The 22,385-nt window shown below is 61.5% G+C and carries 22 protein-coding genes; 15 read left to right on the forward strand and 7 right to left on the reverse strand.

Annotated elements, in window-relative coordinates; all coding sequences use genetic code 11:
- Nucleotides 1-37 precede the first annotated feature (37 nt).
- Nucleotides 38-961: a glucose-1-phosphate thymidylyltransferase RfbA gene (gene rfbA, locus ACODTD_RS04170; protein WP_011332341.1), complete on the forward strand. Its 924-nt coding sequence runs from the start codon at nucleotides 38-40 to the stop codon at nucleotides 959-961.
- A 36-nt stretch (nucleotides 962-997) separates the two neighbouring features.
- Here the strand turns inward: rfbA and ACODTD_RS04175 are convergent, their stop codons facing one another.
- Nucleotides 998-2,134 (reverse strand): LLM class flavin-dependent oxidoreductase, encoded by a 1,137-nt coding sequence (locus ACODTD_RS04175; protein ID WP_011332342.1) that lies wholly within the window; start codon nucleotides 2,132-2,134, stop codon nucleotides 998-1,000.
- Nucleotides 2,135-2,259: 125 nt separating this feature from the next.
- Here ACODTD_RS04175 and ACODTD_RS04180 point away from each other — a divergent pair, with 125 nt between their 5' ends.
- From ACODTD_RS04180 to ACODTD_RS04210, 7 genes are all read left to right on the forward strand, one after another.
- Nucleotides 2,260-3,165 (forward strand): NAD(P)-dependent oxidoreductase, encoded by a 906-nt coding sequence (locus tag ACODTD_RS04180; protein WP_489104534.1) that lies wholly within the window; start codon nucleotides 2,260-2,262, stop codon nucleotides 3,163-3,165.
- Between the two features lie 230 nt (nucleotides 3,166-3,395).
- Complete coding sequence (locus tag ACODTD_RS04185) at nucleotides 3,396-4,553, forward strand: acyl-CoA dehydrogenase family protein (protein ID WP_201818904.1); 1,158 nt, start codon at nucleotides 3,396-3,398, stop codon at nucleotides 4,551-4,553.
- A 135-nt stretch (nucleotides 4,554-4,688) separates the two neighbouring features.
- Nucleotides 4,689-5,789 carry an efflux RND transporter periplasmic adaptor subunit gene (locus ACODTD_RS04190; protein WP_039772925.1) on the forward strand — a complete coding sequence of 367 codons (1,101 nt, stop codon included), beginning with the start codon at nucleotides 4,689-4,691 and terminating at the stop codon, nucleotides 5,787-5,789.
- On the forward strand, nucleotides 5,786-8,863 hold the full coding sequence (locus tag ACODTD_RS04195; RefSeq protein ID WP_011332346.1) for a MexW/MexI family multidrug efflux RND transporter permease subunit: 3,078 nt from the start codon (nucleotides 5,786-5,788) through the stop codon (nucleotides 8,861-8,863). Before ACODTD_RS04190 ends, ACODTD_RS04195 begins: the two co-directional genes overlap by 4 nt.
- A gap of 9 nt (nucleotides 8,864-8,872) precedes the next feature.
- Nucleotides 8,873-10,324 carry an efflux transporter outer membrane subunit gene (locus tag ACODTD_RS04200; RefSeq protein ID WP_221615004.1) on the forward strand — a complete coding sequence of 484 codons (1,452 nt, stop codon included), beginning with the start codon at nucleotides 8,873-8,875 and terminating at the stop codon, nucleotides 10,322-10,324.
- Nucleotides 10,325-10,454: 130 nt separating this feature from the next.
- The gene (locus ACODTD_RS04205; RefSeq protein ID WP_007953843.1) at nucleotides 10,455-10,820 is read left to right on the forward strand and encodes an ArsR/SmtB family transcription factor; all 366 of its coding nucleotides are present in this window, start codon (nucleotides 10,455-10,457) and stop codon (nucleotides 10,818-10,820) included.
- A gap of 74 nt (nucleotides 10,821-10,894) precedes the next feature.
- Nucleotides 10,895-11,452, forward strand: a complete 558-nt coding sequence (locus tag ACODTD_RS04210) for a chorismate--pyruvate lyase family protein (RefSeq protein WP_201818908.1) — start codon at nucleotides 10,895-10,897, stop codon at nucleotides 11,450-11,452.
- A 52-nt stretch (nucleotides 11,453-11,504) separates the two neighbouring features.
- Here the strand turns inward: ACODTD_RS04210 and ACODTD_RS04215 are convergent, their stop codons facing one another.
- The 5 genes from ACODTD_RS04215 to ACODTD_RS04235 form a co-directional block, all read right to left on the reverse strand.
- Nucleotides 11,505-11,780: a helix-turn-helix domain-containing protein gene (locus ACODTD_RS04215; protein ID WP_085713206.1), complete on the reverse strand. Its 276-nt coding sequence runs from the start codon at nucleotides 11,778-11,780 to the stop codon at nucleotides 11,505-11,507.
- A gap of 59 nt (nucleotides 11,781-11,839) precedes the next feature.
- On the reverse strand, nucleotides 11,840-12,349 hold the full coding sequence (locus tag ACODTD_RS04220; protein ID WP_007953834.1) for a flavin reductase: 510 nt from the start codon (nucleotides 12,347-12,349) through the stop codon (nucleotides 11,840-11,842).
- 133 nt (nucleotides 12,350-12,482) lie between these two features.
- Entirely contained in the window at nucleotides 12,483-12,872 is a 390-nt protein-coding gene (locus tag ACODTD_RS04225; protein WP_489104535.1) for a MerR family transcriptional regulator, read from the reverse strand.
- 51 nt (nucleotides 12,873-12,923) lie between these two features.
- Entirely contained in the window at nucleotides 12,924-13,499 is a 576-nt protein-coding gene (locus ACODTD_RS04230) for an NAD(P)H-dependent oxidoreductase (RefSeq protein WP_489104536.1), read from the reverse strand.
- Nucleotides 13,500-13,544: 45 nt separating this feature from the next.
- Complete coding sequence (locus ACODTD_RS04235; RefSeq protein ID WP_489104537.1) at nucleotides 13,545-14,426, reverse strand: LysR family transcriptional regulator; 882 nt, start codon at nucleotides 14,424-14,426, stop codon at nucleotides 13,545-13,547.
- Between the two features lie 82 nt (nucleotides 14,427-14,508).
- Between ACODTD_RS04235 and ACODTD_RS04240 the strand changes: the two genes are divergently transcribed.
- A complete protein-coding gene (locus ACODTD_RS04240; protein WP_489104538.1) occupies nucleotides 14,509-15,273 on the forward strand; it encodes a sulfite exporter TauE/SafE family protein in 765 nt (254 codons plus the stop codon).
- Here ACODTD_RS04240 and ACODTD_RS04245 read toward each other — a convergent pair.
- Nucleotides 15,263-15,577: a putative quinol monooxygenase gene (locus ACODTD_RS04245; RefSeq protein WP_129972410.1), complete on the reverse strand. Its 315-nt coding sequence runs from the start codon at nucleotides 15,575-15,577 to the stop codon at nucleotides 15,263-15,265. The two genes, ACODTD_RS04240 and ACODTD_RS04245, sit on opposite strands and share 11 nt — an antisense overlap.
- A 201-nt stretch (nucleotides 15,578-15,778) precedes the next feature.
- On the opposite strand from ACODTD_RS04245, the gene mdaB reads away from it, so the two are divergent.
- The 6 genes from mdaB (at nucleotide 15,779) to ACODTD_RS04275 (ending at nucleotide 22,272) form a co-directional block, all read left to right on the forward strand.
- Nucleotides 15,779-16,369 carry an NADPH:quinone oxidoreductase MdaB gene (mdaB, locus tag ACODTD_RS04250; protein ID WP_489104539.1) on the forward strand — a complete coding sequence of 197 codons (591 nt, stop codon included), beginning with the start codon at nucleotides 15,779-15,781 and terminating at the stop codon, nucleotides 16,367-16,369.
- A 60-nt stretch (nucleotides 16,370-16,429) separates the two neighbouring features.
- Entirely contained in the window at nucleotides 16,430-17,341 is a 912-nt protein-coding gene (locus tag ACODTD_RS04255; RefSeq protein ID WP_489104540.1) for a LysR substrate-binding domain-containing protein, read from the forward strand.
- Nucleotides 17,342-17,444: 103 nt separating this feature from the next.
- Nucleotides 17,445-18,338, forward strand: a complete 894-nt coding sequence (locus ACODTD_RS04260; protein ID WP_489104541.1) for an NAD-dependent epimerase/dehydratase family protein — start codon at nucleotides 17,445-17,447, stop codon at nucleotides 18,336-18,338.
- Nucleotides 18,339-18,587: 249 nt separating this feature from the next.
- Entirely contained in the window at nucleotides 18,588-19,937 is a 1,350-nt protein-coding gene (locus ACODTD_RS04265; RefSeq protein WP_201818925.1) for a GntP family permease, read from the forward strand.
- Nucleotides 19,938-19,952: 15 nt separating this feature from the next.
- A complete protein-coding gene (locus ACODTD_RS04270; protein ID WP_011332358.1) occupies nucleotides 19,953-20,813 on the forward strand; it encodes a MurR/RpiR family transcriptional regulator in 861 nt (286 codons plus the stop codon).
- Nucleotide 20,814: 1 nt separating this feature from the next.
- Complete coding sequence (locus tag ACODTD_RS04275; RefSeq protein ID WP_489104542.1) at nucleotides 20,815-22,272, forward strand: D-aminoacylase; 1,458 nt, start codon at nucleotides 20,815-20,817, stop codon at nucleotides 22,270-22,272.
- Nucleotides 22,273-22,385 lie beyond the last annotated feature (113 nt).

Consider the following 22,385-nt stretch of genomic DNA (forward strand, 5'->3'; position numbering starts at 1 on the left):
CAGTCATTCAAATCTCACTGCTTGAAAGGAAAAAAGCATGGCCAAGTACAAAGGAATTCTGCTGGCGGGCGGCGCCGGTTCGCGTCTGCACCCGATCACCCTGGGCGTCTCGAAACAGTCGCTGCCGGTGTATGACAAACCGATGATCTATTACCCGCTGTCGGTGCTGATGCTGGCGGAAATCCGCGAGATCCTGATCATCTCCACCCCGGAAGATCTGCCGGGCTTTCAGCGCATGCTCGGCGACGGCAGTCAGTTGGGCCTGAGCTTGAGTTACGCGGTGCAACCGAGTCCGGACGGCCTCGCTCAGGCGTTCATCATCGGTCGTGAATTCGTCGGTGAAGACAACGTCTGCCTAGTGCTCGGTGACAACATTTTCTACGGCGCCGGCTTCGGTGAAACCCTGCTGCAAGCGGCGGCGCGTGATGAAGGCGCGACAGTGTTCGGCTATTACGTGGCCGATCCCGAGCGCTTTGGCGTGGTGGAATTCGATGCTGCCGGCAAGGCCTTGAGCATCTGCGAAAAACCGAGCGATCCAAAGTCCAACTACGCCGTCACCGGCCTGTATTTCTACGACAACGAAGTGCTGCAGATTGCCGCCGACATCAAGCCGTCGCCGCGCGGCGAGCTGGAGATCACCGACGTCAACAACGTCTACCTGCAACGCGGCAAATTGAATGTGTCGGTGATGGGCCGTGGCATGGCCTGGCTCGACACCGGCACTCACGACGCGTTGATGGAAGCGGGCAATTTCGTCCAGGCCATCGAGAAACGCCAGGGCCTGAAAATCGCCTGCCTCGAAGAGATCGCCTACCACAAGGGCTGGATCGACGACGCGCAATTGCTGGTGCATGCGGGCAGCATGAGCAAGACCGGTTACGGTCAGTACCTGGCGCGTTTGATCCACGATGATGTGGTGGTGGCGATGGATGCGCAGCGCCCGTTGAAAGGCGCTGCCTGATCAAGTGTGGGAGCGAGCCTGCTCGCTCCCACAGGGTCAGTGGCCGGTCACGCTGTCGAGTTCGGCAGCTTTGACCGTAGCGCGTGGATCGGCCGACGGAATTTGCAAACGGGCCAGGCGATTGGCGTGGGTCGGCGCTTCGGCCGCCAGCGGCGAGCGGCGTTTGCGGGTTTCTTCACGCAGCACCGGCAAGACTTCCTTGCCGAACATGTCGAGTTGTTCCAGCACGGTTTTCAGCGGAATGCCGCCATGGTCGAACAGGAACAGCTGGCGCTGATAGTCGCCGAAGTACTCGCGGAAGGTCAGGGTTTTGTCGATGATTTCCTGAGGGCTGCCGACGGCCAGCGGGGTCATTTCCATGAACTCTTCCAGGGACGGGCCATGGCCGTACACCGGGGCGTTGTCGAAATAGGGACGGAACTCCCGGCGCGCATCCTGCGAGTTGCGGCGCATGAAAATGTGCCCGCCGAGACCGACGATCGCCTGCTCCGGCGTGCCGTGACCGTAATGGGCAAACCGCGCGCGGTAGAACTCGACCAGCGCCATGAAATGCTCACGGGGCCAGAGGATGTGGCTGGCGAAAAAACCGTCGCCGTAATACGCCGCCTGCTCGGCGATTTCCGGGGTGCGGATCGAGCCGTGCCAGACGAAGGGCGGCAGGTCATCGAGGGGCCGCGGGATCGAGGTGAAGTTTTTCAGCGGGGTGCGAAAGCGTCCGCTCCAGTTGAGGTCTTCTTCGCGCCAGAGCCGGTGCAGCAGGCGATAGTTTTCCATCGCCAGTGGCAGACCGTCGGCGATGCTCTTGCCGAACCAGGGATAGACCGGCGCGGTGTTGCCGCGGCCGAGCATCAGGTCCATGCGCCCGCCGCAGAGGTTCTGCAACAGCGAATATTCTTCGGCCAGGCGTACCGGGTCGTTGGTGCTGATCAGGGTGGTGGACGTCGAAAGAATGATGCGTTGGGTCTTGGCGGCGATGTAGGCCAGCAGTGTGGTGGGAGAGGAGGTGATGAACGGGGGATTGTGGTGCTCGCCGGTGGCGAACACGTCCAGTCCGATGTCTTCGGCCTTCTGCGCAATTTGCAGGGTGGCCTGGATGCGCTCGGATTCGCTGGGGGTACGGGCGTTGGTAGGGTCTTGTGTGACGTCGCCAACGGTGTAGATCCCGAATTGCATAAAGCCTCCTTGCCTTGGGTAAAGGTGTGTTTGAAACCCTTGCCGCGAAGAATGAATCGTCGCGGCACTTGAAATGTACGCCTGTACACGTACAATCGCAATTCTGCATCATCGTCTAATCGGCTTTGAACACCTCATCGAGAGAGGAACGCGACATGCAACTGGGATTTATCGGTCTGGGCACGATGGGCGCACCGATGGTGCTGAACCTGCTGAAAGCCGGGCATCGGGTCCGCGTGTGGAATCGTTCGTCGGCACCGCTGGAAGCACTGGCCAAGGCCGGCGCCGAAGCTGTCCAGACACCGGCACTGGCAGCCCAGGCCGAGGTGCTGATTTCGATGCTCGGCGATGACACGGCGATCCGCTCGGTGTTCTTCGATGCCAAGGCGCTGCACGGTCTGCGGGCCGGCAGCGTTCACGTCAACATGTCCACGGTGTCCGTGGCGCTGGCCAGGGAGCTGGTGACCGTGCATGAAGCACGCGGCGTTGGTTACGTGTCGGCACCGGTGCTGGGGCGAGTCGATGTGGCGGCTGCCGGCAATCTGAACATTCTCGCCTCCGGGCCCGCCGAAGCACTGGTCCGGGTTCAGCCGCTGTTCGACGTGCTCGGGCGCAAGACCTGGACGCTGGGCGACACGGCTGAAGTGGCCTGCGCTGCCAAACTGTCGGCCAATCTGATGATCGCCTCGGCAATCGAATCCATGGCCGAAGCCTCGACCCTGGCCGGCGGCTATGGCATCAGTCGCGGGGCGTTCATCGAGATGATCACCTCGACCCTGTTCGCCGTGCCGGTCTATCAGGGCTACGGCAAGCTGATGGTCGATGAGAAATTCGAGCCGGCGGGTTTCAAGTTGTCGCTGGGTCTCAAGGATGTACGCCTGGCGCTGGAAGCCGGTGAAGCGGCGCAGGTGCCGCTGCCGTTTGCCAGCGTGTTGAAGGACAACCTGCTGGACGGCATGGCCCATGGTCAGGCCGATCAGGACTGGGCCTCACTGTCGAAAGTCAGTGACCGGCGTGCCGGCGTGAAGTAATCCAAAAGTTTCAGGCAACGTAACTTGTGCGCAAGTTGCGTCGGCCTCTTGCGTCTTGCGTTATTGTCGGACAGTGATTGCTCTTTTATTGGGAAATGAAAGAAGTCTGATAATAGTGCTTGTCAAATGTACGACTGTAGACGTACATTTTTATCGGGGTTTGACAACAATAAAAGTTCTGTCTGTTTTTTCGTCTGCTGATCGTAAATAAATAATAGCTAGGAGCCGTTATGAAAAATCTAATGCAATGGAACAGCCTTCCCTCCGAATCCAATGAATGGCTCGAGAAGGTGCGTGCACTGAATCCGCTGATTATTCAGCACTGCGATTACAGCGAGCAGACCAACGCGACGCACAAGGATGTGATGTCCCGATTCTTCAAGGAAGGTTTTGGCCGCACCTCGGTGTCCAAGGCGTTCGGCGGGTCCCAGGTCGATATCCAGACCACCTCGGCCCTGCTGCTGGAATTCGCCCGCTATGACGCCTCGCTGTCCTGGCAGCTGGCGGTGCAAGTGGCGATGGGGCGCCTGTCGGATTACCTGCCGGAAGCCACTTCCGAAGCGATCTACAACCACTGCGACGGTTTCGTGATCGGCGCCATCCACTCCGGCGGCGAAGCGCTGCCGATGGGCGACGAGTACCTGCTGAGCGGCAAATGGGCGTTCGCCAGCGGCTCGGCCCACGCCGACTGGCTGGTCTGCACCGCCACCGTCAAAGGCACCGAAAACAACACCACCCCTGAAGTGCGGATGTTCTTCGTGCCCGCCAGCCAATGCACCATCCTGCCGACCTGGGACACCCTGGGCATGCGCGGCACCGGCAGCCATCACTTCCAGTGCTCCAACGTGATCGTCCACAAGTCTTTCTCGCTGGATGTCGAAACCCTCAAGCAATCCCCCGAAGCGCGCAGTTCCCGGGCCTATGCCACCGGTTACTACGAGTTCGGCACCCTGGCGGCGATGTCCACCGTGCTCGGCGTGGCCCGGGCTGCGGTCGATCATTTCCGCAATGACCGCGCCGTGAACACCGACCCGGGCCTGGAAGGGGTGATCTTCGAGAAGACCGGTCGCGCCATCTCTTCGGTGCACACCGCGCAATTGCTGCTGGAAGATGCGATCCACCAGGTCATCAACCGGGGTGAAACCGTCGGCGAACCGGTCAGCGCCCGCGTCGGCCTGGCCGCCTCGGTGCTGACCGAGAACTCGGTCAATGCGGTCAACCAGATCTACTCGATGGCCGGTTCCAAAGCCGTCTACAAGTCGCACTTCCTGGAGCGTTGCTTCCGCGATATTCACACCGGTTCGAAGCACTTCACGTTGTCGCCTTTGAACTTGCACGGTATCGGCAAGTATTACCTGGATAAAACCAACGTACTGGCCGCGGCGTAACAGCGGATAAATAAAGCGGGCGCGTTTACAAGTGCAAGTTCACAGGGATCGATAACGCGCCCGTCTTTAGTTGCACCTTTATTTTCTTAAAACTCAAACTTTTGTGCTCGCAGCAAAGAGTCAAGGGAGTGCCACATGCTTGCTCGAAACATTATCAAGTCGCTGATCTTTATTGTTCTTGTGGTGGTGTTATCCGCAGCACTGGGCTGGCGTTTCTGGTCGCCGCCACCGGCGGCGGCCGAGCAACGGATCCCCAGCACCCGGGTCGGTCTGGCCGTGGTCAAAAAGCAGCCTTACACCTACTACCTCGAGGCCATCGGCAAACTCGAAGCCCAGCGTCAGGTGCTGGTGTCGGCTGAAGTCAGCGGCAAAGTGGTGGACATCGATTTCGAGTCCGGCGATGAAGTGAAGGCGGGGCAAGTGCTGCTCAAGCTCAACGACGCGCCGGAGCAAGGCGAACTGGTGCGCCTCAAAGGCGAGTACGAATCGGCCAAGGCCCAGTTCGCCCGGGTCCAGGAACTGGCCAAGACCGGCGCCGAAAGCCGTCGCGCCTTCGACAGTGCCCGCGCTCAATACGACGCGGCCAAAGGCGACATGGAGCGCATGCAGGCGCAGATCGCTCAACGGCATATCCGCGCGCCGTTCGCCGGCACCCTCGGCATTCGCCAGGCGCACCTGGGCCAATACCTGCAGGCCGGCAGCGCGGTGGCAACCCTGACCGATCCGGGCGTGCTGCGCGTCAACTTCACCCTCGCCGAGCGCGATGGCTCGCAAGTGCAACTGGGCCAGACCGTGCAGGCCAAGGTCGATGCCTGGGGTGATGTGACCTTCGCCGGCAAGATCGTCGCGGTCGATCCGCAGATCAACCAGTCCCACACCATCAACGTGCAAGCAGTCATCACCGACACGCAAAAACGCCTGCGTCCCGGCATGTATGCACGGGTCTCGGTGACCCTGCCGCAGACCGCCGAGCTGCTGATTCCGGAAACCGCGATCACCTACAACGCCTACGGCGAAAGCGTGTTCTCGGTCTACACCGACGAGGCCGGCGTGCAGAAGGTCAAGCGTGAAAGCATCAAGGTCGGCGAGCGCCGCGATGGCTGGGCGGTGGTCGACAAGGGCCTGACCGAAGGCGTGCAAGTGGTGACGTCCGGTCAGCTCAAGCTCCACGACGGCGTGGCGGTGGAAGGCGTGCCGGACACGATTGCTCTTAAACTCAGTGGGCTGGAAAAATGAATTTCACCGACCTCTTTCTTCGCCGCCCGGTGCTGGCCGTGGTGGTCAGCACGCTGATCCTGCTGTTCGGGGTGCGCGCGCTGATGAATCTGCCGATCCGCCAGTACCCGATGCTGGAAACGTCGACCATCACGGTCACGACCCAGTATCCCGGCGCCTCTTCGGAACTGATGCAAGGCTTCGTCACGCAGCCGATCAGCCAGGCCGTGGCCTCGGTCGAGGGCATCGACTATCTGTCGTCGGCCTCGACCCAAGGGCGTAGCCAGGTGACGATCCGCATGGCGCTCAACAGTGACTCCATCGCGGCGCTGACCGAGGTCATGGCCAAGGTCAACCAGATCAAATACCGCTTGCCGAAGGACGCCTACGACCCGGTGGTGGAGCGCACTTCCGGCGGTTTTACCAGCGTGGCCTACGTTGCGTTCGCCAGTTCCAACCTGACCATTCCGGAGATGTCGGATTACATCTCCCGCGTCGTCGAACCGATGTTCGCCGGCATCGAAGGGGTGGCCAAGATCAACATCATGGGCGAGCAGAAACTGTCCATGCGCCTGTGGCTCGATCCGCAGCGACTGGCCGGCTATGGCATGACCGGGCAGGACGTTTCGGCCGCCATCGAGGGCAACAATTTCCAGGCCGCGCCGGGTCAGGTCAAAGGCCTGTACGTGGTCAGCAACCTGCGGGTCAACACCGACCTGAACAGCGTCGAAGATTTCCGCGACATGGTGCTGCGCAACGACAACGGCCACATCATCCGTGTGCGTGACGTCGGCACTGTGGAACTGAACGCCGCCTCAACCGACACCAGCGGCGCGATGAGCGATGTGCCGGCGCTGTTCCTCGGTCTGGATGCGGCGCCGACAGGCAACCCGCTGGTCATCGTCAAACGGGTGCGCGAACTGCTGCCGCAGATTCAGGAAACCCTGCCACCGGGCGTGACCGTGCAGATCCCGTTCGAAGTGGCGCACTTCATTCAGTCGTCGATCGACGAGGTGAGCTACACCCTGCTCGAAGCGCTGGTGATCGTGGTGCTGGTGATTTACCTGTGCCTGGGCACGTTCCGCACTGTGCTGATTCCGCTGGTGACGATTCCGCTGTCGATGCTCGGCGCGGCGATGCTGATGCAGATGTTCGGCTTCAGCCTCAACCTGCTGACCCTGCTCGCCATGGTGCTCGCCATCGGGCTGGTGGTGGACGACGCCATCGTCGTGGTGGAAAACGTCCACCGTCACATCGAAGAGGGCAAGAGCCCGTTCGAAGCGGCGCTGATCGGCGCCCGTGAAGTGGCGGGGCCGGTGGTGGCGATGACCTTCACCCTGGCGGCGGTGTATGCGCCGATCGGTTTGATGGGCGGCCTCACCGGCACGCTGTTCAAGGAATTCGCACTGACCCTGGCCGGTGCCGTGGTGATTTCCGGCATCGTCGCCCTGACCCTGTCGCCGATCATGAGTACCCGCTTGCTGGACGCGAAAACCAGCGAAGGCTTCATGGCGGTCAAGGCGGATCGCTTCTTCCAGTACCTGTCCCGTCGTTATGGCGCGCTGCTCGGCGGTTCGCTGGCGCGGCGCTGGATCAGCCTGAGCGTGGCGCTGGTGATCTTCTTCAGCCTGCCGTTCCTCTATCGCTCGGCGCAGACCGAACTGGCACCGCTGGAAGACCAGAACATCCTGCTGACCGCAATCAAGGCGCCGCAGCACGCCAACCTGAATTACCTCGAGGCCTACGCCCACGAGCTGTACAAGACCTTCAACGAAATCCCCGAGGGTTACAGTAACTGGGTGGCGAACGGTTCCGACGGTCTGTCCAACAGCGTCGGCGGGATCAACCTGGTGGACTGGGAAAAGCGCGGCCGCGATGCCAACACCATCCAGCCTGACTTGCAGGCGCGGGTGAACCAGATCGAGGGCACGAGCATTTTCGTGTTCCAGATGCCGCCGCTGCCGGGCTCTACCGGTGGTCTGCCGGTGCAGATGGTGATCCGCAGCGATCAGGAATACCTGGCGCTGTACAACGTGATGGATCAGCTCAAGCAGGCGGCGCAAGCCAGCGGTCTGTTCGCGGTGGTCGACAGTGATCTGGACTTCAACAACCCGGTGGTGGAAATCCAGGTCGACCGGGCCAAGGCCAACGCCCTGGGCATCCGCATGCAGGACATCGGCGAAACGCTGAACAGCCTGATCGGCGAGAAGTACGTCAACCGGTTCTCGTTCCACGGCCGTTCCTATGACGTGATCCCGCAGTCGGTGTCGGCGGATCGCCTGACTCCGGAAACCCTGAAGCTGTATTACGTGAAGGACCAGAAGGGCAATCCGGTGCCGCTGTCGACACTGGCCACTCTCAGCGTCAAGGTCGAGCCGAATCGCCTGACCCAGTTCAACCAGCAGAACTCCGCCACGTTCCAGGCCATTCCGGCGCCGGGCGTGACCCTGGGTGATGCGGTGGGCTTCCTGCAAAAACAATCGGAAGGTTTCCCCGCCGGCTTCAGTTTCGACTGGCAGTCCGACGCACGCCAATACGTGCAGGAAGGCAACAGCCTGGCGTTCACCTTCGGCCTGGCCCTGGTGATCATCTATCTGGTGCTGAGCGTGCAATACGAGAGCTTCCGCGACCCGTTCATCATCCTGATCAGCGTGCCGCTGTCGATCTGCGGAGCGCTGGTGCCGCTGGCGCTGGGCATGACCTCGATGAACATCTACACCCAGATCGGCCTGATCACGCTGATCGGTCTGATCAGTAAGCACGGGATCCTGATGGTCGCGTTCGCCAACGAGTTGCAGCGCCAGCAAGGCATGGACCGCGTGCAAGCCATTCAGCATGCCGCGCAGGTGCGGCTGCGACCGATCCTGATGACCACCGCTGCCATGGTGGTCGGCCTCGCGCCGCTGTTGTTCGCCAGCGGGGCCGGCGCCAACAGCCGCTTCGGCCTGGGGCTGGTGATTGTGGTGGGGATGCTGATCGGCACCTTGTTCACCCTGTTCATTCTGCCGTCGGTGTACACGCTGCTCAGTTCGATCAAGCAACCGAGCCACGCACCCGAAGCCGAGCCGGCCGGCGTGCCGCAACCCATCCTGTGAGGACGTGACATGCATTCGATTACACGTTTGATGCTGGCGCCGCTGGCGGCGTCCATCCTGTTGGCGGCGGGCTGTGTGAACTACGCCGGGATCGATCATCAGGGCAAATTGCTGGCGGTCGGCGATGCACCGTCCGACAGCCTGAAAGACAAGTTGCCGCCGGCCCAATGGCCGCGTGCGGACTGGTGGACATCGCTGGGCGATCCACGTCTGGGTGCTCTGATCGAAGAGGCTTACGCCAGCAACCCGGACTTGCAGGAAGTCGCTGCTCGGGTCGCGAAAGCCAACGCATTTCTCGACCTGCGCGACGCCGAGCGTTATCCGGAAATGGACGCGTCGGCGGGTGTCACTCGCGGTCGGCTGTCGCGCTTTGAGGACTACAGCGGCGAGGGCCACCAGTACTTCACTGCGCGTAATCTGGCGGTCAATTTCAGCTATACCTTCGACCTCTGGGGCGGCCAGCGTGCCGCCTGGGAATCGGCGCTCAACAGCGCACGAGCGGCGGAAGTCGATCTGCAATCGTCGCGGCTGATTCTCGCGGTCAACGTGGTCAAGGCTTACAACCAGTTGGCGTATGCGTGGCAGGTCTCGGAGCTCAATCAACGGGATCTCGAACGCCTGAGCAAATTGGTGGAGCTGACGGATTCACGTTACGGCTCGGGCCTCGACAACCTGTCGCAACTCAAGCAGGTGCAGAGCCTCAAGGCGCGTTCGGAATCGACACTGATCGGCGCTAACGAAGATATCGAAATTGCTCGTCTTCAACTGTCGGCGCTGATCGGCAAGGGCGTTGATCGTGCGCACACCCTGGAGCGGCCATCGAATCTGCAAGCCAGTGTGGTGGCCTTGCCGGCGCAGTTGCCGGCCCAATTGTTGGGCCGTCGTCCGGACATCGTCGCCGCACGTTGGCGCGTGGAGGCCGAGACTAAAAACGTCGAGGCGGTGAAGACCACGTTCTACCCGAACATCAATCTGGTGGCAGCGGCGGGTTCCCATGCTTTGACCGGCGATGCGCTGTTCGCCGGGGTCAGCAAGTTCTGGAATGTGGCGCCGACGGTGTCGCTGCCGATCTTCGATGCCGGGCGCCTGCGCTCAGATCTCAAGGCCGGCAATGCCGAACTCGACAGCGCCATCGCGCAGTACAACCGGGTGTTGAATTCGGCGCTGCATGAGGTGGCGATTTCGGTCACGCAGCTGCGTTCGTTCGAGCAGCAGATCGTCGTGCAGCGCGATGCCTGTGCGATTGCCCAGTCGTCCTACGATCTGTCGCAGTCGCGCTACAAGGCCGGGGAGGACACGTTTCTCGATGCGCTTAACATCGAGCAACAATTGATTCAGGACGAAATGCGTCTGGCTTTCCTCAACAGCAAGCACATCGACAGTTCGGTTTCGTTGATGGCAGCGCTGGGCGGCGGGTTCCAGGCGCCTTCGCTGGAGACCGCGCAGAGCAGCGATTTGTAGTTGTTTTGCGGGACGCCGCCTCCGGGGCGGCTGTCGCGGGGAAAAAACATCTTGTGTATAGTCTTACTGTTCTCGTATAGACGAATACAAGCCGGATTTTTCCCGCCTATATCATCAAGGGTACCTACCTATGAACGTCCCGAATCATCCCAATCAGGATCAGATCCTTCTGGAAAATGTGCTGAACGCATTGGGAAGCCCGCTGCGCCTGACCGTGTTGAAAGTGTTGTCCGATGGCCAGGAACATCCATGCGGCCGGATCCTCAAGGGCGCATCGAAGTCGACCATGACCCACCACTGGCGGGTTCTGCGTGACAGCGGTCTGATTTGGCAGCGCCCCTACGGTCGGGAAAACCTGCTGTCCCTGCGTCGCGAAGACATGGATGTGCGTTTCCCGGGATTGCTCGACTCGCTGCTGTCGGCGGTCAAGACCGATGAACAGACCATCAGCGTCATCAGCAAACACGAAGTGACCGAAGAAAACGGAGCCGAGTGACAGACACCGCCGGTGAAGGGTTGGCCTTCCACGGCAACCAACAATTCACCATCACCAGGAAGGTGTGAGCGGGTATGGATACAAGTCATTACTGGTCATCGCGACCGCTGTCGGAATTGACCGGCTCCGAGCATCACTGGCTGTTTTTGCCCGGGGCACTGACCCCACGTCTGAAAGCCATGGGCGATTATTCAATCGAAGTCGTCGAGCAGTCCCATGGCCCGCTCAATCCTGAAGAAGCGCAAGCGCTGAACTTGCCGCCGGCCACTCTCGGCTGGGTGCGCGAAGTGGTGATGAAACTCGATGGCGAGGCATGTGTCACCGCGCGAAGCCTGACCAGCGTGCCGGCACTGAATGGCGACTGGGCGGATCTGAACGGTTATGGCCGTCGACCTCTGGCCGAGATTCTCTACACCTCGGAGCAGACCCTGCGCGAGCCCTTCCAGTGTGCCTTGCTGCCGCCCGGCGCACCGTTGGCGGCGCTGTCCTATCGCTTCGCGCCACAGGCCAAACGTCTGCTGGCACGGCGTTCGCGTTTCACCCGCAATGGCTCGGCGCTGCTGGTCAGCGAGTGCTTTCTGCCAGCGTTCTGGGCCCGGGTCGAGTACGCTCAGGCGCTCAAGTCGGCCTGACAAAATGAAACCTGCAGGAGTGAAGTCCCGCAGGTTTTTTTTCGCCGGTTTTTCAGAGCCGGATCACTGCTTCGATCTGCTTGATGGCCGGTGTCAGCGCCTGCGCCAGTTCCTCGGCCTTCGAGGTCGGGCGCATGGTTCGCGACGAGCGCAGAAACAACGGATCATCGAACCGCTTGCGCAGCCGTGCCAGCGATCCGCTGATGGCGGGTTGTTTGACGTGCAGGCGCTCGGCCGTGCGTGACACGCTGCGTTCGCGGAACAGCACCAGGAAAATGATGATCAGGTTCAGGTCGATATCCGCGAAGTTGTCTTCATTGAATAGCATGGTTACATCCCTGTCATGACCCGCCGGCAGGCTTCAGCCGAAGCCGGCGGGTTTCTGGATCACTGCTCGGGTGCCAGGCGCAGTTCGTCGTTCAGGCGGTAGTAACTGCGGTTGAAATAGACCAGGCCTTCCGTGGCCTCGCTGTGTTGCTGCAGTTCGAGAATTTCACAGTAGAAGATGCTGTGAGTGCCGACCTCGTCGACCTTGCTGACCCGGCAATCGAGGCTGACCAGCGCCTCTTCGATCACCGGCGAGCCGGTCTTGAGGGTCTGGCAATTCACGCTGGAAAAACGCTCCTGCATGCTCAACTGCCGATTGGCAAACGCGCCGGAGGTCGACTGGTGGTCGCCGGTCAGGACGTTCACGCACAGCACGCCATTGGTCTTGAAATGCTCGTGATTGGACGACGAGCGATTGACGCACACCAGCAGCGTGGGCGGTGAATCCGTCACGCTGCACACCGCCGACGCGGTAAAGCCGAAACGCCCCGCAGGGCCATCGGTCGTGACGATGGTGACGGCACTCCCCAGCATCGCCATTGCATTACGAAACTCCGTTGAATCAACCATCGCGTCACCTCATTCCATGTAGGTTTAATGGAGCCGATCCGTTCTTCCTTGTCCGTTGTCGTTGTGCGAAAACGGGTATCGGGCAACACGTTCGCTCTGGCGATATAGTACGTATGTATACGTACCTTGCAAGCTATTCCTTGTGCTTATTTGTGGTCGATACGCTCGACAGGCATTGCTGTTGTGCGTGTTCAAGGCTGGCCTCCAGCGCGCTCAGTTCCTCTTGCTGGCGGGTGAGTTTCAACAGCTGCGCCGCAATCTCCTGTTGCTTGTCGGCAATCGCGCGGCGGGCCTTTTCATAGGGCGTCAGTTCAGGCTGGCCGGCAAAGATCGCCTGCAATTCTCTGAGGCGAAAACCCAGTGCCTGTGCGCATTTGATAAAGCTCAGCAGTTCGACCGTCTGCGGGTCGTAAACCCGGTATTTGCCCTGGCGCGGAGCCTCGGGCAGCAGGCCGATGGATTCGTAATGGCGGATGGTCTTGATCGTGGTTCCCGAACGCTGTGCGGCCTGGCCGATGTACATGTGCAAATCCCTTTTCTCCGTCAGCGGGCTCACGCACCAATAGCGGAAAACTCAATGCCGGGCAATCGATCCGGCCTGCTTCAGCCAGCTTTCGCGCTGATGGTCGCTGGCGCCGAGCACCGGCCCGAAGGTCAGCGTCCGGCGTGGTTCGATACCGCAGAACGCCAGCGTGTTCCTTCGTACTTCGTGCAGGCCGGGCATGCGATAGATCCAGCGGTAATACCAGGGCGGGGTGTCCATGGTGACCAGCAAATGGGCGCTGCGACCGTGCAGGAGCTTGTCGGGAAACGCTTTGCCCTCGCGGTATTTGAACGCGAAACCGGGGAGCAGGACCCGGTCGAAAAAGCCTTTGAGCAGCGCCGGAATTCCACCCCACCAGATCGGGTACACCAGCGTCAGATGTTCGGCCCACAGCAGGTCGGCCTGAGCCTGGAGCAGATCCGGTTCAAGGGTTTGAACCTGACGGTAGCCTTCGCGCAGGATCGGGTCGAAATCGAGTTGGCCGAGGACGATTTCCCGTACTTCGTGCCCGGCCGCTCGGGCCGATAGAGCGTAGCGTCCGGCCAGTGCCGCGCAAAAACTTTCGCTGGATGGATGGCCGAGAATCAGCAGAATCCGCTTGCCCATAATCACTGTCCTTGAAGAAGAAACCCCAAGGGTAAAGTCTGCCCCTCAGGGCAGAGTCAAGGCGTCGAGCAAGGCGCGAGCATAAGCGGGGAGGGCAGCGAAGTCCCGGGCGCACAGCAACAGTTTGCGCCTGGCCCAGCCTTCATTCAGCGGCAGGGTCTTGAAGGCTTGCGGCGCGGCGCGCTGAACCGCCGCCAGCGGCACGATGCCCAGGCCGGCACCTCGGGCCACCATGCGCATCACCCCATCGAAGCCATCGGCGCGGATGCGGATCTGCATCCGCGAGCCGCTGTGCAGGGCCTGTTCTTCCAGGTACACGGCCAGTGCGCTGTCGGCGTGCAGCCCGACGAAGTCGTGGCGCAGGGCGTCGCTGAAGCTGACTTCGCTCGCGTCAGACAGTGGATGCTCCAAAGGCAGAATCAGCACCAGCGGATCATCGCGAAAGGCTCGGGTCTGCAAGTCGGTGGTGTCGATCGCATCGGACACAATGCCCAGATCCGCCGCGCCCTGGCGCAAGGCATGGGTGATGCGAGCGCTGGGCAGTTCCTGCAAATCGATGTCGAGATTGAGGTGCTCGCGCAGGAAATCTGCCAGCACCTCCGGCAGGTATTCGCTGAGCGCCGTGGTGTTGCACAACAGACGCACCTGACCTTTGACGCCTTGGGCGTATTCGGCCAGATCCTGCTGCAGGCGGTCGGCCTGCTGCAGCAACACCCGCGCATGTTGCGCCAGGGCCTTGCCGGCCGGCGTCGGTGTGACACCACGGCGCCCGCGCTCAAGAAACTCGGTGCCCAGCGACGCTTCCATCGTCCGGATCCGCGCACTGGCCGCCGCCAGCGAAAGATGACTGCGTGCAGCACCGGCGGTGATGTTGCCGCTGTCGAGGATGTGCAGGTACAGGCGCAGGTCGGTGAGGTCGAAGTGCATGATGCGTGGCTCTTGCTGAAAGAGAGGCTGCCTCAGTGTATGACAGATTTTCAGTTCACCCGCGCAGGCGCAAAGTGTGGCCATGAACGCACTCGCAGATTTCTATCAAAACCTCGGTCTGGCCCTGTCATTGCTGGTGATCGCGACCTTCGTCGTCGCCGGCATGATCAAGGGCGTGATCGGCCTTGGCCTGCCCACCGTCGCCATGGGGCTGCTCGGTCTGGCTATGGCACCGTCGCAGGCTGCGGCGTTGCTGATCATCCCTGCGACCCTCACCAACGTCTGGCAACTGGCGTTCGGCGGGCATTTGCAGGGGCTGGTGAAACGCTTGTGGCCGATGCTGCTGGCGATCTTTTTCGGCACGGCTGTTGGCACCTTGTGGATCGGCATGGCCGGCGGGCATTGGGTGGTGCGCGGGCTCGGCGCGGCGCTGTTGCTCTATGCGTTGAGCGGATTGTTCCTGCCGGCGCTGAGTGTCAGTCGTCGCCATGAGCCGTGGCTGGGCCCGCTGTGTGGCGTGATCACCGGCGTCATCACTTCGGCGACGGGGGTGTTCGTGATTCCCGCCGTTCCGTACATGCAGGCCCTGGGCTTGAGCCGCGATGAACTGGTGCAGGCGCTGGGCCTGTCTTTCACCGTATCGACCCTGGCGCTGGCCGGCGGATTGCTCTGGCGCGGGTCGCTCGGCGGCGCGGAGCTGAGCGCCTCGCTGCTGGCGCTGATCCCGGCGGTGCTCGGGATGTTGCTCGGCCAATGGCTGCGTCAGCGCATCAGTGCCGTTCTGTTCAAGCGGGTGTTCTTCATCGGTCTGGGCGCGCTCGGCGCCCATCTGCTGATCAGCGGTTAGCGGACGACGCGCTGAGCATTTCAATCGGGCGGATATCGAAATCCCGCTCCAGGTATTCCATGCGCTGGGCCAGGAACTGCTGCATGTGCGGCAGGTTCGAGTGCACGTCCAGATGCGCCTGGCTTTCCCAGATCTCGTAGAAGATGAACAGGCTCGGGTCTTCCTTGTCGCGCAGCATGTGGTACTCGATGCAGCCGGGTTCGGCGCGGCTCGGCTCGACGTAGGCGCGGAAAAACGCTTCGAAGGCCTCGGCTTTTTCCGGGCGGGTCTTGGCGTGCAGGATGAAACCCTGGCGTTCGCTCATCGCAAAAAACTCCTCAGATTCAGATGGCGGCCAATCCTACGGCAACAATCGCCATTGGATTCGTGCGTTTTACTCAAATGATTTTTGCGCCATCGGTGCTTATTCCGCGCGAGGCGGATCGCTAATCTGCCGCCATTCCATTTTTCCCCTTCTCCATCCAGCGCTCTGCGCTGCGCATCGGAATCCGATCGAGGCTCTCCCATGAAAAAAGTGCTGTTGCTCAATGGCGGTAAAAAATTCGCCCACTCCGACGGTCGCTACAACACCACCCTGCACGAAGCGGCGTTGAGCGTGCTGGATGGTGGCGGTGTCGACGTCAAGACCACCTTCATCGACGAGGGTTACGACATCGCCGAAGAAGTCGCCAAATTCCTCTGGGCCGACGTGATCATTTATCAGATGCCGGGCTGGTGGATGGGCGCACCGTGGACCGTGAAAAAGTACATCGACGAAGTCTTCACCGAAGGCCACGGCAGCCTCTACGCCAGCGACGGTCGCACCCGTTCGGATTCCTCGCAGAAGTACGGCAGCGGTGGTCTGATCCACGGCAAGCAATACATGCTGTCGCTGACCTGGAACGCACCGCAGCAGGCGTTCGATGACCCGACCGACTTCTTCGAAGCCAAAGGCGTGGACGCCGTGTACTTCCCGTTCCACAAGGCCAACCAGTTCCTCGGCATGACCGGCCTGCCGACCTTCCTCTGCGTGGACGTGATGAAACGCCCGAACATCGAAGCGGATGTGGCGCGTTACGAGCAGCATCTGAGCGAGGTGTTTGGCCTCAAGGCCTGACGCTCGGCTACTATCGAAGGCCTGAGCTTGCGCAGCAGGCCTTTCGATTCGAGGACACCCGTGAAAGCCAGATCCGATGAGTTGCAGATTTTCGTCTGCGTGATCGAGTGCGGTTCGATTTCCGCCGCCGCCGAGCAGGTCGGACAGACGCCGTCGGCGGTCAGCCGCACGCTGTCGCGACTGGAAGCCAAGCTCGACACCACGCTGATCAACCGCACCACTCGGCGCATGGACCTGACCGAGGAGGGCAAGTACTTCTTCGAACAGGCCAAGCTGATCCTCGACCAGATGGACCAGCTCGAAGAGCGCCTGTCTTCGCGCCAGCAGACGCCATCAGGGCGACTGCGGATCAACGCCGCGTCGCCGTTCATGCTCCACGCCGTCGTGCCGTACATCGACGAATTCCGCCGGCTGTACCCGGACATCCAGCTCGAACTCAACAGCAACGACCTGATCATTGACCTGCTGGAACAAAGCACCGACGTCGCCATCCGCATCGGCACCCTCGCCGATTCGACGTTGCATGCTCGTTCGCTCGGGTGCAGTCCGCTGCTGATCCTGGCCAGTCCCGCATACCTTGAGAAACACGGTGCGCCGCGCGAAGTGGCCGATCTGAGCGAACACACGTTGCTCGGCTTCACCCAGAACGAAGGCCTCAACCAGTGGCCACTGCGTTACGTTCACGGTGACCGTTGGCCGATCACCCCGGCGATCAGCGCCTCCAGCGGCGAGACGGTTCGCCATCTGGCGCTGGAGGGGCAGGGCATCGCCTGCCTCTCGCATTTCATGACCATCGACGACATTCGCGCCGGACGCCTCAAGGTGTTGCTGGCGGAATTCAACAGCGGTTATCGCCAGCCGATCAACGCGGTGTACTACCGCAACTCGCAGCTGGCGCTGCGCATCCAGTGCTTCCTCGACTTCATCCAGAGCAAACTGGCGGCTTACGCCAGCGCCGATTTCAAAGGCTGATTCGTGATCCCTGCGCAACAGTGATTTGGTTGGGGGCAGGTTTTTCCACCGGGCTCGCCGGTCGATACTCGTTGCATCACTTACTCACGCAGGGAGTTTCTCCATGAACGTATTCGTCACCGGCGCCGCCGGTTTTATCGGCGGCTCCATCGCCACCGGTCTGGTCCAGGCCGGTCACACCGTCACCGGTCTGGTGCGCAGCGCCGAACAGGCCGATGAGTTGAAAGCACTGGGCATCACCCCGGTGATCGGCACCCTCGACGACAACGCATTGCTGGCCGAACAGGCCCGCGCCGCCGACGCCGTGATCAACGCCGCCAGCAGCGACCATCGCGGCGCCGTCGAAGCCTTGCTCGATGCCCTGCGCGGCTCGAACAAAGTGTTCCTGCACACCAGCGGTTCGAGCATCGTCGGCGATGCGTCCGGCGGCAAATCCAGCGACGTCATCTACTTCGAAGACAACCTGCCGGAGCCGACCGTCGACAAGGCCGCACGCGTGGCCATCGACAACCTGATCCTCGCCGCAGCGAAAGACGGCGTGAACTCGGCCGTCATCTGCAACACCCTGATCTACGGCCACAGCCTGGGCGTCAATCGCGACAGCGTGCAACTGCCGCGCCTGCTGAAACAGGCACGCAAAAGCGGCGTGGTGCGTCACGTCGGCACCGGCCAGAACATCTGGTCCAACGTACACATCGAAGACGTGGTGGCGCTGTACCTGCTGGCCCTGACCCAAAACGTTCCGGGCAGCTTCTACTTCGTCGAAAGCGGCGAAGCGTCGTTCATCGACATGACCACCGCCATGGCCGAAGCCCTGAACCTCGGCGAGCCACAAGACTGGCCACTGAAAGACGCCGAAGCCGAGTGGGGTTACGAAATGGCCAACTACGGCCTCGGTTCCAACAGCCGCGTACGCGGCAAACATGCCCGCGAGCTGCTGGGCTGGGCGCCGAAGCGTACGTCGGTGGTTGAATGGATTCGTAACGAAATGGTGTGAGTTCACGCTGAAAAGGCGACGTTCCCGAGACCGGTGGAAGCAAGCTTGCTTGTTTTCACCGGTTTTTTTGTGCCCGAGGATTATGAAAATCCCACCCCGCGATTTTCATTATTCGCGACAAGGCATATCCAAAAACGACAACCCTTATCCCTCCACGAAAATTACTTTCACTGGGTTTGAAAACTCGATCTCGAAATGATTTATGAGTTTCACAACCCATTCGAACGTGACCCTTTCGAGGAGTACCGCATGACACCGTCCTTCGGCTATTGGCTGCTGGTGTACGCCGCCGTTGCCATCATCGCCCTGATCGTTCTGATCGCCCGTTACCGGCTCAATCCGTTCATTGTCATCACCCTGATTTCCATTGGCCTGGCGCTGGTGGCGGGGATGCCGCCGTCCGGCGTGGTGGGGGCGTATGAGGCCGGGGTAGGCAAGACGCTGGGGCACATTGCGCTGGTGGTGGCGCTGGGGACGATGCTCGGCAAGATGATGGCCGAGTCCGGTGGCGCCGAGCAGATGGCACGCACGCTGATCGAGCGCTTCGGCGAGAAGAACGCGCACTGGGCGATGGTGTGCATTGCGTTTCTGGTGGGGCTGCCGCTGTTTTTCGAAGTCGGTTTCGTGTTGCTGGTGCCGATTGCCTTTACCGTGGCGCGGCGGGTTGGCGTGTCGATCCTGATGGTCGGTTTGCCGATGGTCGCGGGTCTGTCGGTGGTGCATGCGCTGGTGCCGCCTCATCCGGCGGCGATGCTGGCGGTGCAGGCTTATCAGGCGTCGGTCGGGCAGACCTTGCTGTATGCGATTGCCATCGGCATTCCGACGGCGATCATTGCCGGCCCCCTGTACGCCAAATTCATCGTGCCGCGCATTCAGTTGCCGGCGGATAACCCGCTGGAAAAACAATTTCTCGAACGCGAACCCCGCGACAGCCTGCCGGGTTTCGGCATCACCATGGCGACCATTCTGTTGCCGGTGGTGCTGATGTTGATCGGCGGCTGGGCCAACCTGATTGCCACGCCGGGCAGCGCTTTCAATCAGTTCCTGTTGTTCATCGGCAACTCGGTGATCGCGCTGTTGCTGGCGACGCTGTTGAGTTTCTGGACCCTCGGCATTGCCCAGGGTTTCAACCGCGAATCGATCCTCAAATTCACCAACGAATGCCTGGCACCGACCGCCAGCATCACCTTGCTGGTGGGCGCCGGTGGCGGTCTGAACCGGATTCTGGTGGACGCCGGCGTCACCGATCAGATCGTCGGCCTCGCTCACGAATTTCATTTGTCGCCGCTGATCATGGGCTGGCTGTTCGCCGCGTTGATGCGCATCGCCACCGGTTCGGCCACGGTCGCGATGACCACGGCTTCCGGCGTGGTCGCGCCAGTGGCCATCGGTCTGGGTTATCCCCACCCGGAACTGCTGGTGCTGGCGACCGGCGCGGGCTCGGTTATCTTTTCCCACGTCAACGACGGCGGCTTCTGGTTGATCAAGGAATACTTCAACATGACGGTGGCCCAGACGTTCAAGACCTGGACGGTGCTGGAAACCCTGATCTCGGTTGTCGCTTTCGCCCTGACCGTCGGTCTTTCTTACCTGCTGTAGTCGGAGTTATCCGCCATGGACATCCTTTATCAGATCCGCGCCCGTCAGGATTCCTTCAGCGCCGGTGAAGGACGCATCGCCCGTCTGATGCTCGACGACGTAGGATTTGCCGCCTCCGCCAGCCTCGAAGAGCTGGCGCAGCGGGCCGAAGTCAGCACCGCCACGCTGTCGCGCTTTGCCCGCACCGTCGGTTGCCGCGACTTGCGCGATCTGCGCCTGCAACTGGCCCAGGCCAGCGGCGTCGGCAGCCGTTTCCTCGACCCGGCGGGCACGCCCGAACAGTCGGCGTTTTACGGGCAGATCGTCGGCGATATCGAAACCACCCTGCGCCAGCATCTGTCGGCGTTCGACGAATCGCGCTTCGCCGATGCGGTGAAACTGCTGGGCCAGGCGCGGATGATCCACGCCTTCGGCATCGGCGGTTGCTCGACCCTGTGCAGCGATGAGTTGCAGGTGCGACTGGTACGCCTCGGCTACCCGATTGCGGTGTGCCACGACGCGGTGATGATGCGCGTCACCGCCGCCAGCCTCAGCGCCGAGCAGGTGGTGATCGTCTGTTCGCTGACCGGCATCACCCCGGAGTTGCTGGAGACCGTGGCGCTGGCGCGCAACTACGGCGCACGGATTCTCGCCATCACCCGCGCCGACTCGCCGCTGGCGGAACTGGCCGACATCGTCCTGCCGCTGCAAGGCGCCGAGACCTCGTTCATCTACAAACCGACGGCGGCGCGCTACGGCATGCTGCTGGCCATCGACGTGCTGGCCACCGAGCTTGCGCTGGCCAATCCTGAAGACAATCAAGAACGTCTGCGGCGGATCAAACTCGCCCTCGACGAATACCGTGGCGGCGACGATCACCTGCCGCTGGGAGACTGACATGCTGTACGACACCCTGATTCGCAACGCGCTGGTCATCGACGGCAGCAACAGCCCCGGTTACGCCGCCGACGTGGCGATCCTCTATGGCCGCATCGCGCGCATCGGCGACTTGCACGACGTCAGCGCCAGCGAGGAAATCGACGCCGCCGGCCGTGTGCTGGCGCCGGGTTTCATCGACGTGCACACCCACGACGACACCGTGGTGATCCGCCAGCCGCAGATGCTGCCCAAGCTCAGCCAGGGCGTGACCACGGTGATTGTCGGCAACTGCGGGATCAGTGCGGCGCCGGTCAGCTTGCGCGGCGATCCGCCGGATCCGATGAACCTGCTCGGCACTGCAGCGGCGTTCGTTTATCCACGTTTCAGCGATTATCGGGCGGCGGTCGAAGCGGCCAACACCACGTTGAACGTGGCGGCGCTGGTCGGGCATACGGCGCTGCGCAGCAATCATCTTGATGATCTGTTTCGCACCGCCACTGACGATGAAATCAGCGCCATGCGCGAGCAGTTGCGTGAAAGCCTGGAGGCGGGCGCCCTCGGTTTATCCACAGGTCTGGCGTATGCGAGTGCGTTCTCGGCATCCACCGATGAAGTCATGCAACTGACCGAAGAATTGAATGCGTTTGGCGCGGTGTACACCACGCACCTGCGCAGTGAATTCGAACCAGTGCTGGAAGCGATGGACGAGGCCTTCCGCATCGGCCGCCACGCCCAGTCGCCGGTGATTATTTCCCACCTCAAATGTGCCGGCGCCGGTAACTGGGGGCGCAGTCCGCAATTGCTCGCCTCGCTGGAGGAGGCGGCGAAAACTCACCCGGTCGGTTGCGATTGCTATCCGTATGCGGCGAGTTCTTCGACCCTGGACCTGAAGCAGGTCACCGACGCCCACCGCATCACCATCACTTGGTCGACGCCGCATCCGGATATGGGCGGTCGCGACCTGATGGACATCGCCGCCGAATGGAACCTGTCATTGCTCGACGCCGCCAAACGCCTGCAACCGGCGGGCGCGGTCTATTACGGCATGGACGAGAACGACGTGCGCCGGATCCTCGCCCATCCGCTGTCGATGGTTGGCTCCGATGGCCTGCCGGAAGACCCATTCCCGCACCCGCGTCTGTGGGGGGCTTTCCCACGGGTGCTCGGACATTTCAGTCGTGATGTCGGGCTGTTTCCGCTGCACACCGCCGTGCACAAGATGACCGGTCTGTCGGCCGCGCGTTTTGGCTTGAAGGAAAGGGGCGAGATTCGTGAAGGACGCTGGGCAGATCTGGTGTTGTTCGACCCGGCAACCGTGCGTGACGTGGCGGATTTCAACGACCCGCAACGTGCCGCGCAAGGCATCGACGGGGTGTGGATCAATGGTGTGTTGAGTTATCGCGACGGCCAGGCCAACGGGCAGACAGCAGGGCGGTTCCTGGCGCGCCAGGGCGATCTGCGCGATGGCTTTCGTTGAATTTTGCTGACTGCGTCACGGTGATGGCACATTGCAATTAAAGAAAGCCATCACCAAGCCGAATTGCTGACATCCACCCCGGCTACACTCTGGGGCCAATCAGTCAGGGAGCA

The sequence above is a fragment of the Pseudomonas sp. FG35 genome (assembly GCF_057809295.1).

What these genes read in the sequence shown, in the direction of transcription:
- rfbA (WP_011332341.1), top strand. Translation starts at nt 38, where the DNA reads ATGGCCAAGTACAAAGGAATTCTGCTGGCGGGCGGCGCCGGTTCGCGT.
- ACODTD_RS04175 (WP_011332342.1), bottom strand. Translation starts at nt 2,134, where the DNA reads ATGCAATTCGGGATCTACACCGTTGGCGACGTCACACAAGACCCTACC.
- ACODTD_RS04185 (WP_201818904.1), top strand. Translation starts at nt 3,396, where the DNA reads ATGAAAAATCTAATGCAATGGAACAGCCTTCCCTCCGAATCCAATGAA.
- ACODTD_RS04190 (WP_039772925.1), top strand. Translation starts at nt 4,689, where the DNA reads ATGCTTGCTCGAAACATTATCAAGTCGCTGATCTTTATTGTTCTTGTG.
- ACODTD_RS04195 (WP_011332346.1), top strand. Translation starts at nt 5,786, where the DNA reads ATGAATTTCACCGACCTCTTTCTTCGCCGCCCGGTGCTGGCCGTGGTG.
- ACODTD_RS04200 (WP_221615004.1), top strand. Translation starts at nt 8,873, where the DNA reads ATGCATTCGATTACACGTTTGATGCTGGCGCCGCTGGCGGCGTCCATC.
- ACODTD_RS04205 (WP_007953843.1), top strand. Translation starts at nt 10,455, where the DNA reads ATGAACGTCCCGAATCATCCCAATCAGGATCAGATCCTTCTGGAAAAT.
- ACODTD_RS04210 (WP_201818908.1), top strand. Translation starts at nt 10,895, where the DNA reads ATGGATACAAGTCATTACTGGTCATCGCGACCGCTGTCGGAATTGACC.
- ACODTD_RS04215 (WP_085713206.1), bottom strand. Translation starts at nt 11,780, where the DNA reads ATGCTATTCAATGAAGACAACTTCGCGGATATCGACCTGAACCTGATC.
- ACODTD_RS04220 (WP_007953834.1), bottom strand. Translation starts at nt 12,349, where the DNA reads ATGGTTGATTCAACGGAGTTTCGTAATGCAATGGCGATGCTGGGGAGT.
- ACODTD_RS04225 (WP_489104535.1), bottom strand. Translation starts at nt 12,872, where the DNA reads ATGTACATCGGCCAGGCCGCACAGCGTTCGGGAACCACGATCAAGACC.
- ACODTD_RS04230 (WP_489104536.1), bottom strand. Translation starts at nt 13,499, where the DNA reads ATGGGCAAGCGGATTCTGCTGATTCTCGGCCATCCATCCAGCGAAAGT.
- ACODTD_RS04235 (WP_489104537.1), bottom strand. Translation starts at nt 14,426, where the DNA reads ATGCACTTCGACCTCACCGACCTGCGCCTGTACCTGCACATCCTCGAC.
- ACODTD_RS04240 (WP_489104538.1), top strand. Translation starts at nt 14,509, where the DNA reads ATGAACGCACTCGCAGATTTCTATCAAAACCTCGGTCTGGCCCTGTCA.
- ACODTD_RS04245 (WP_129972410.1), bottom strand. Translation starts at nt 15,577, where the DNA reads ATGAGCGAACGCCAGGGTTTCATCCTGCACGCCAAGACCCGCCCGGAA.
- mdaB (WP_489104539.1), top strand. Translation starts at nt 15,779, where the DNA reads ATGAAAAAAGTGCTGTTGCTCAATGGCGGTAAAAAATTCGCCCACTCC.
- ACODTD_RS04260 (WP_489104541.1), top strand. Translation starts at nt 17,445, where the DNA reads ATGAACGTATTCGTCACCGGCGCCGCCGGTTTTATCGGCGGCTCCATC.
- ACODTD_RS04265 (WP_201818925.1), top strand. Translation starts at nt 18,588, where the DNA reads ATGACACCGTCCTTCGGCTATTGGCTGCTGGTGTACGCCGCCGTTGCC.
- ACODTD_RS04270 (WP_011332358.1), top strand. Translation starts at nt 19,953, where the DNA reads ATGGACATCCTTTATCAGATCCGCGCCCGTCAGGATTCCTTCAGCGCC.
- ACODTD_RS04275 (WP_489104542.1), top strand. Translation starts at nt 20,815, where the DNA reads ATGCTGTACGACACCCTGATTCGCAACGCGCTGGTCATCGACGGCAGC.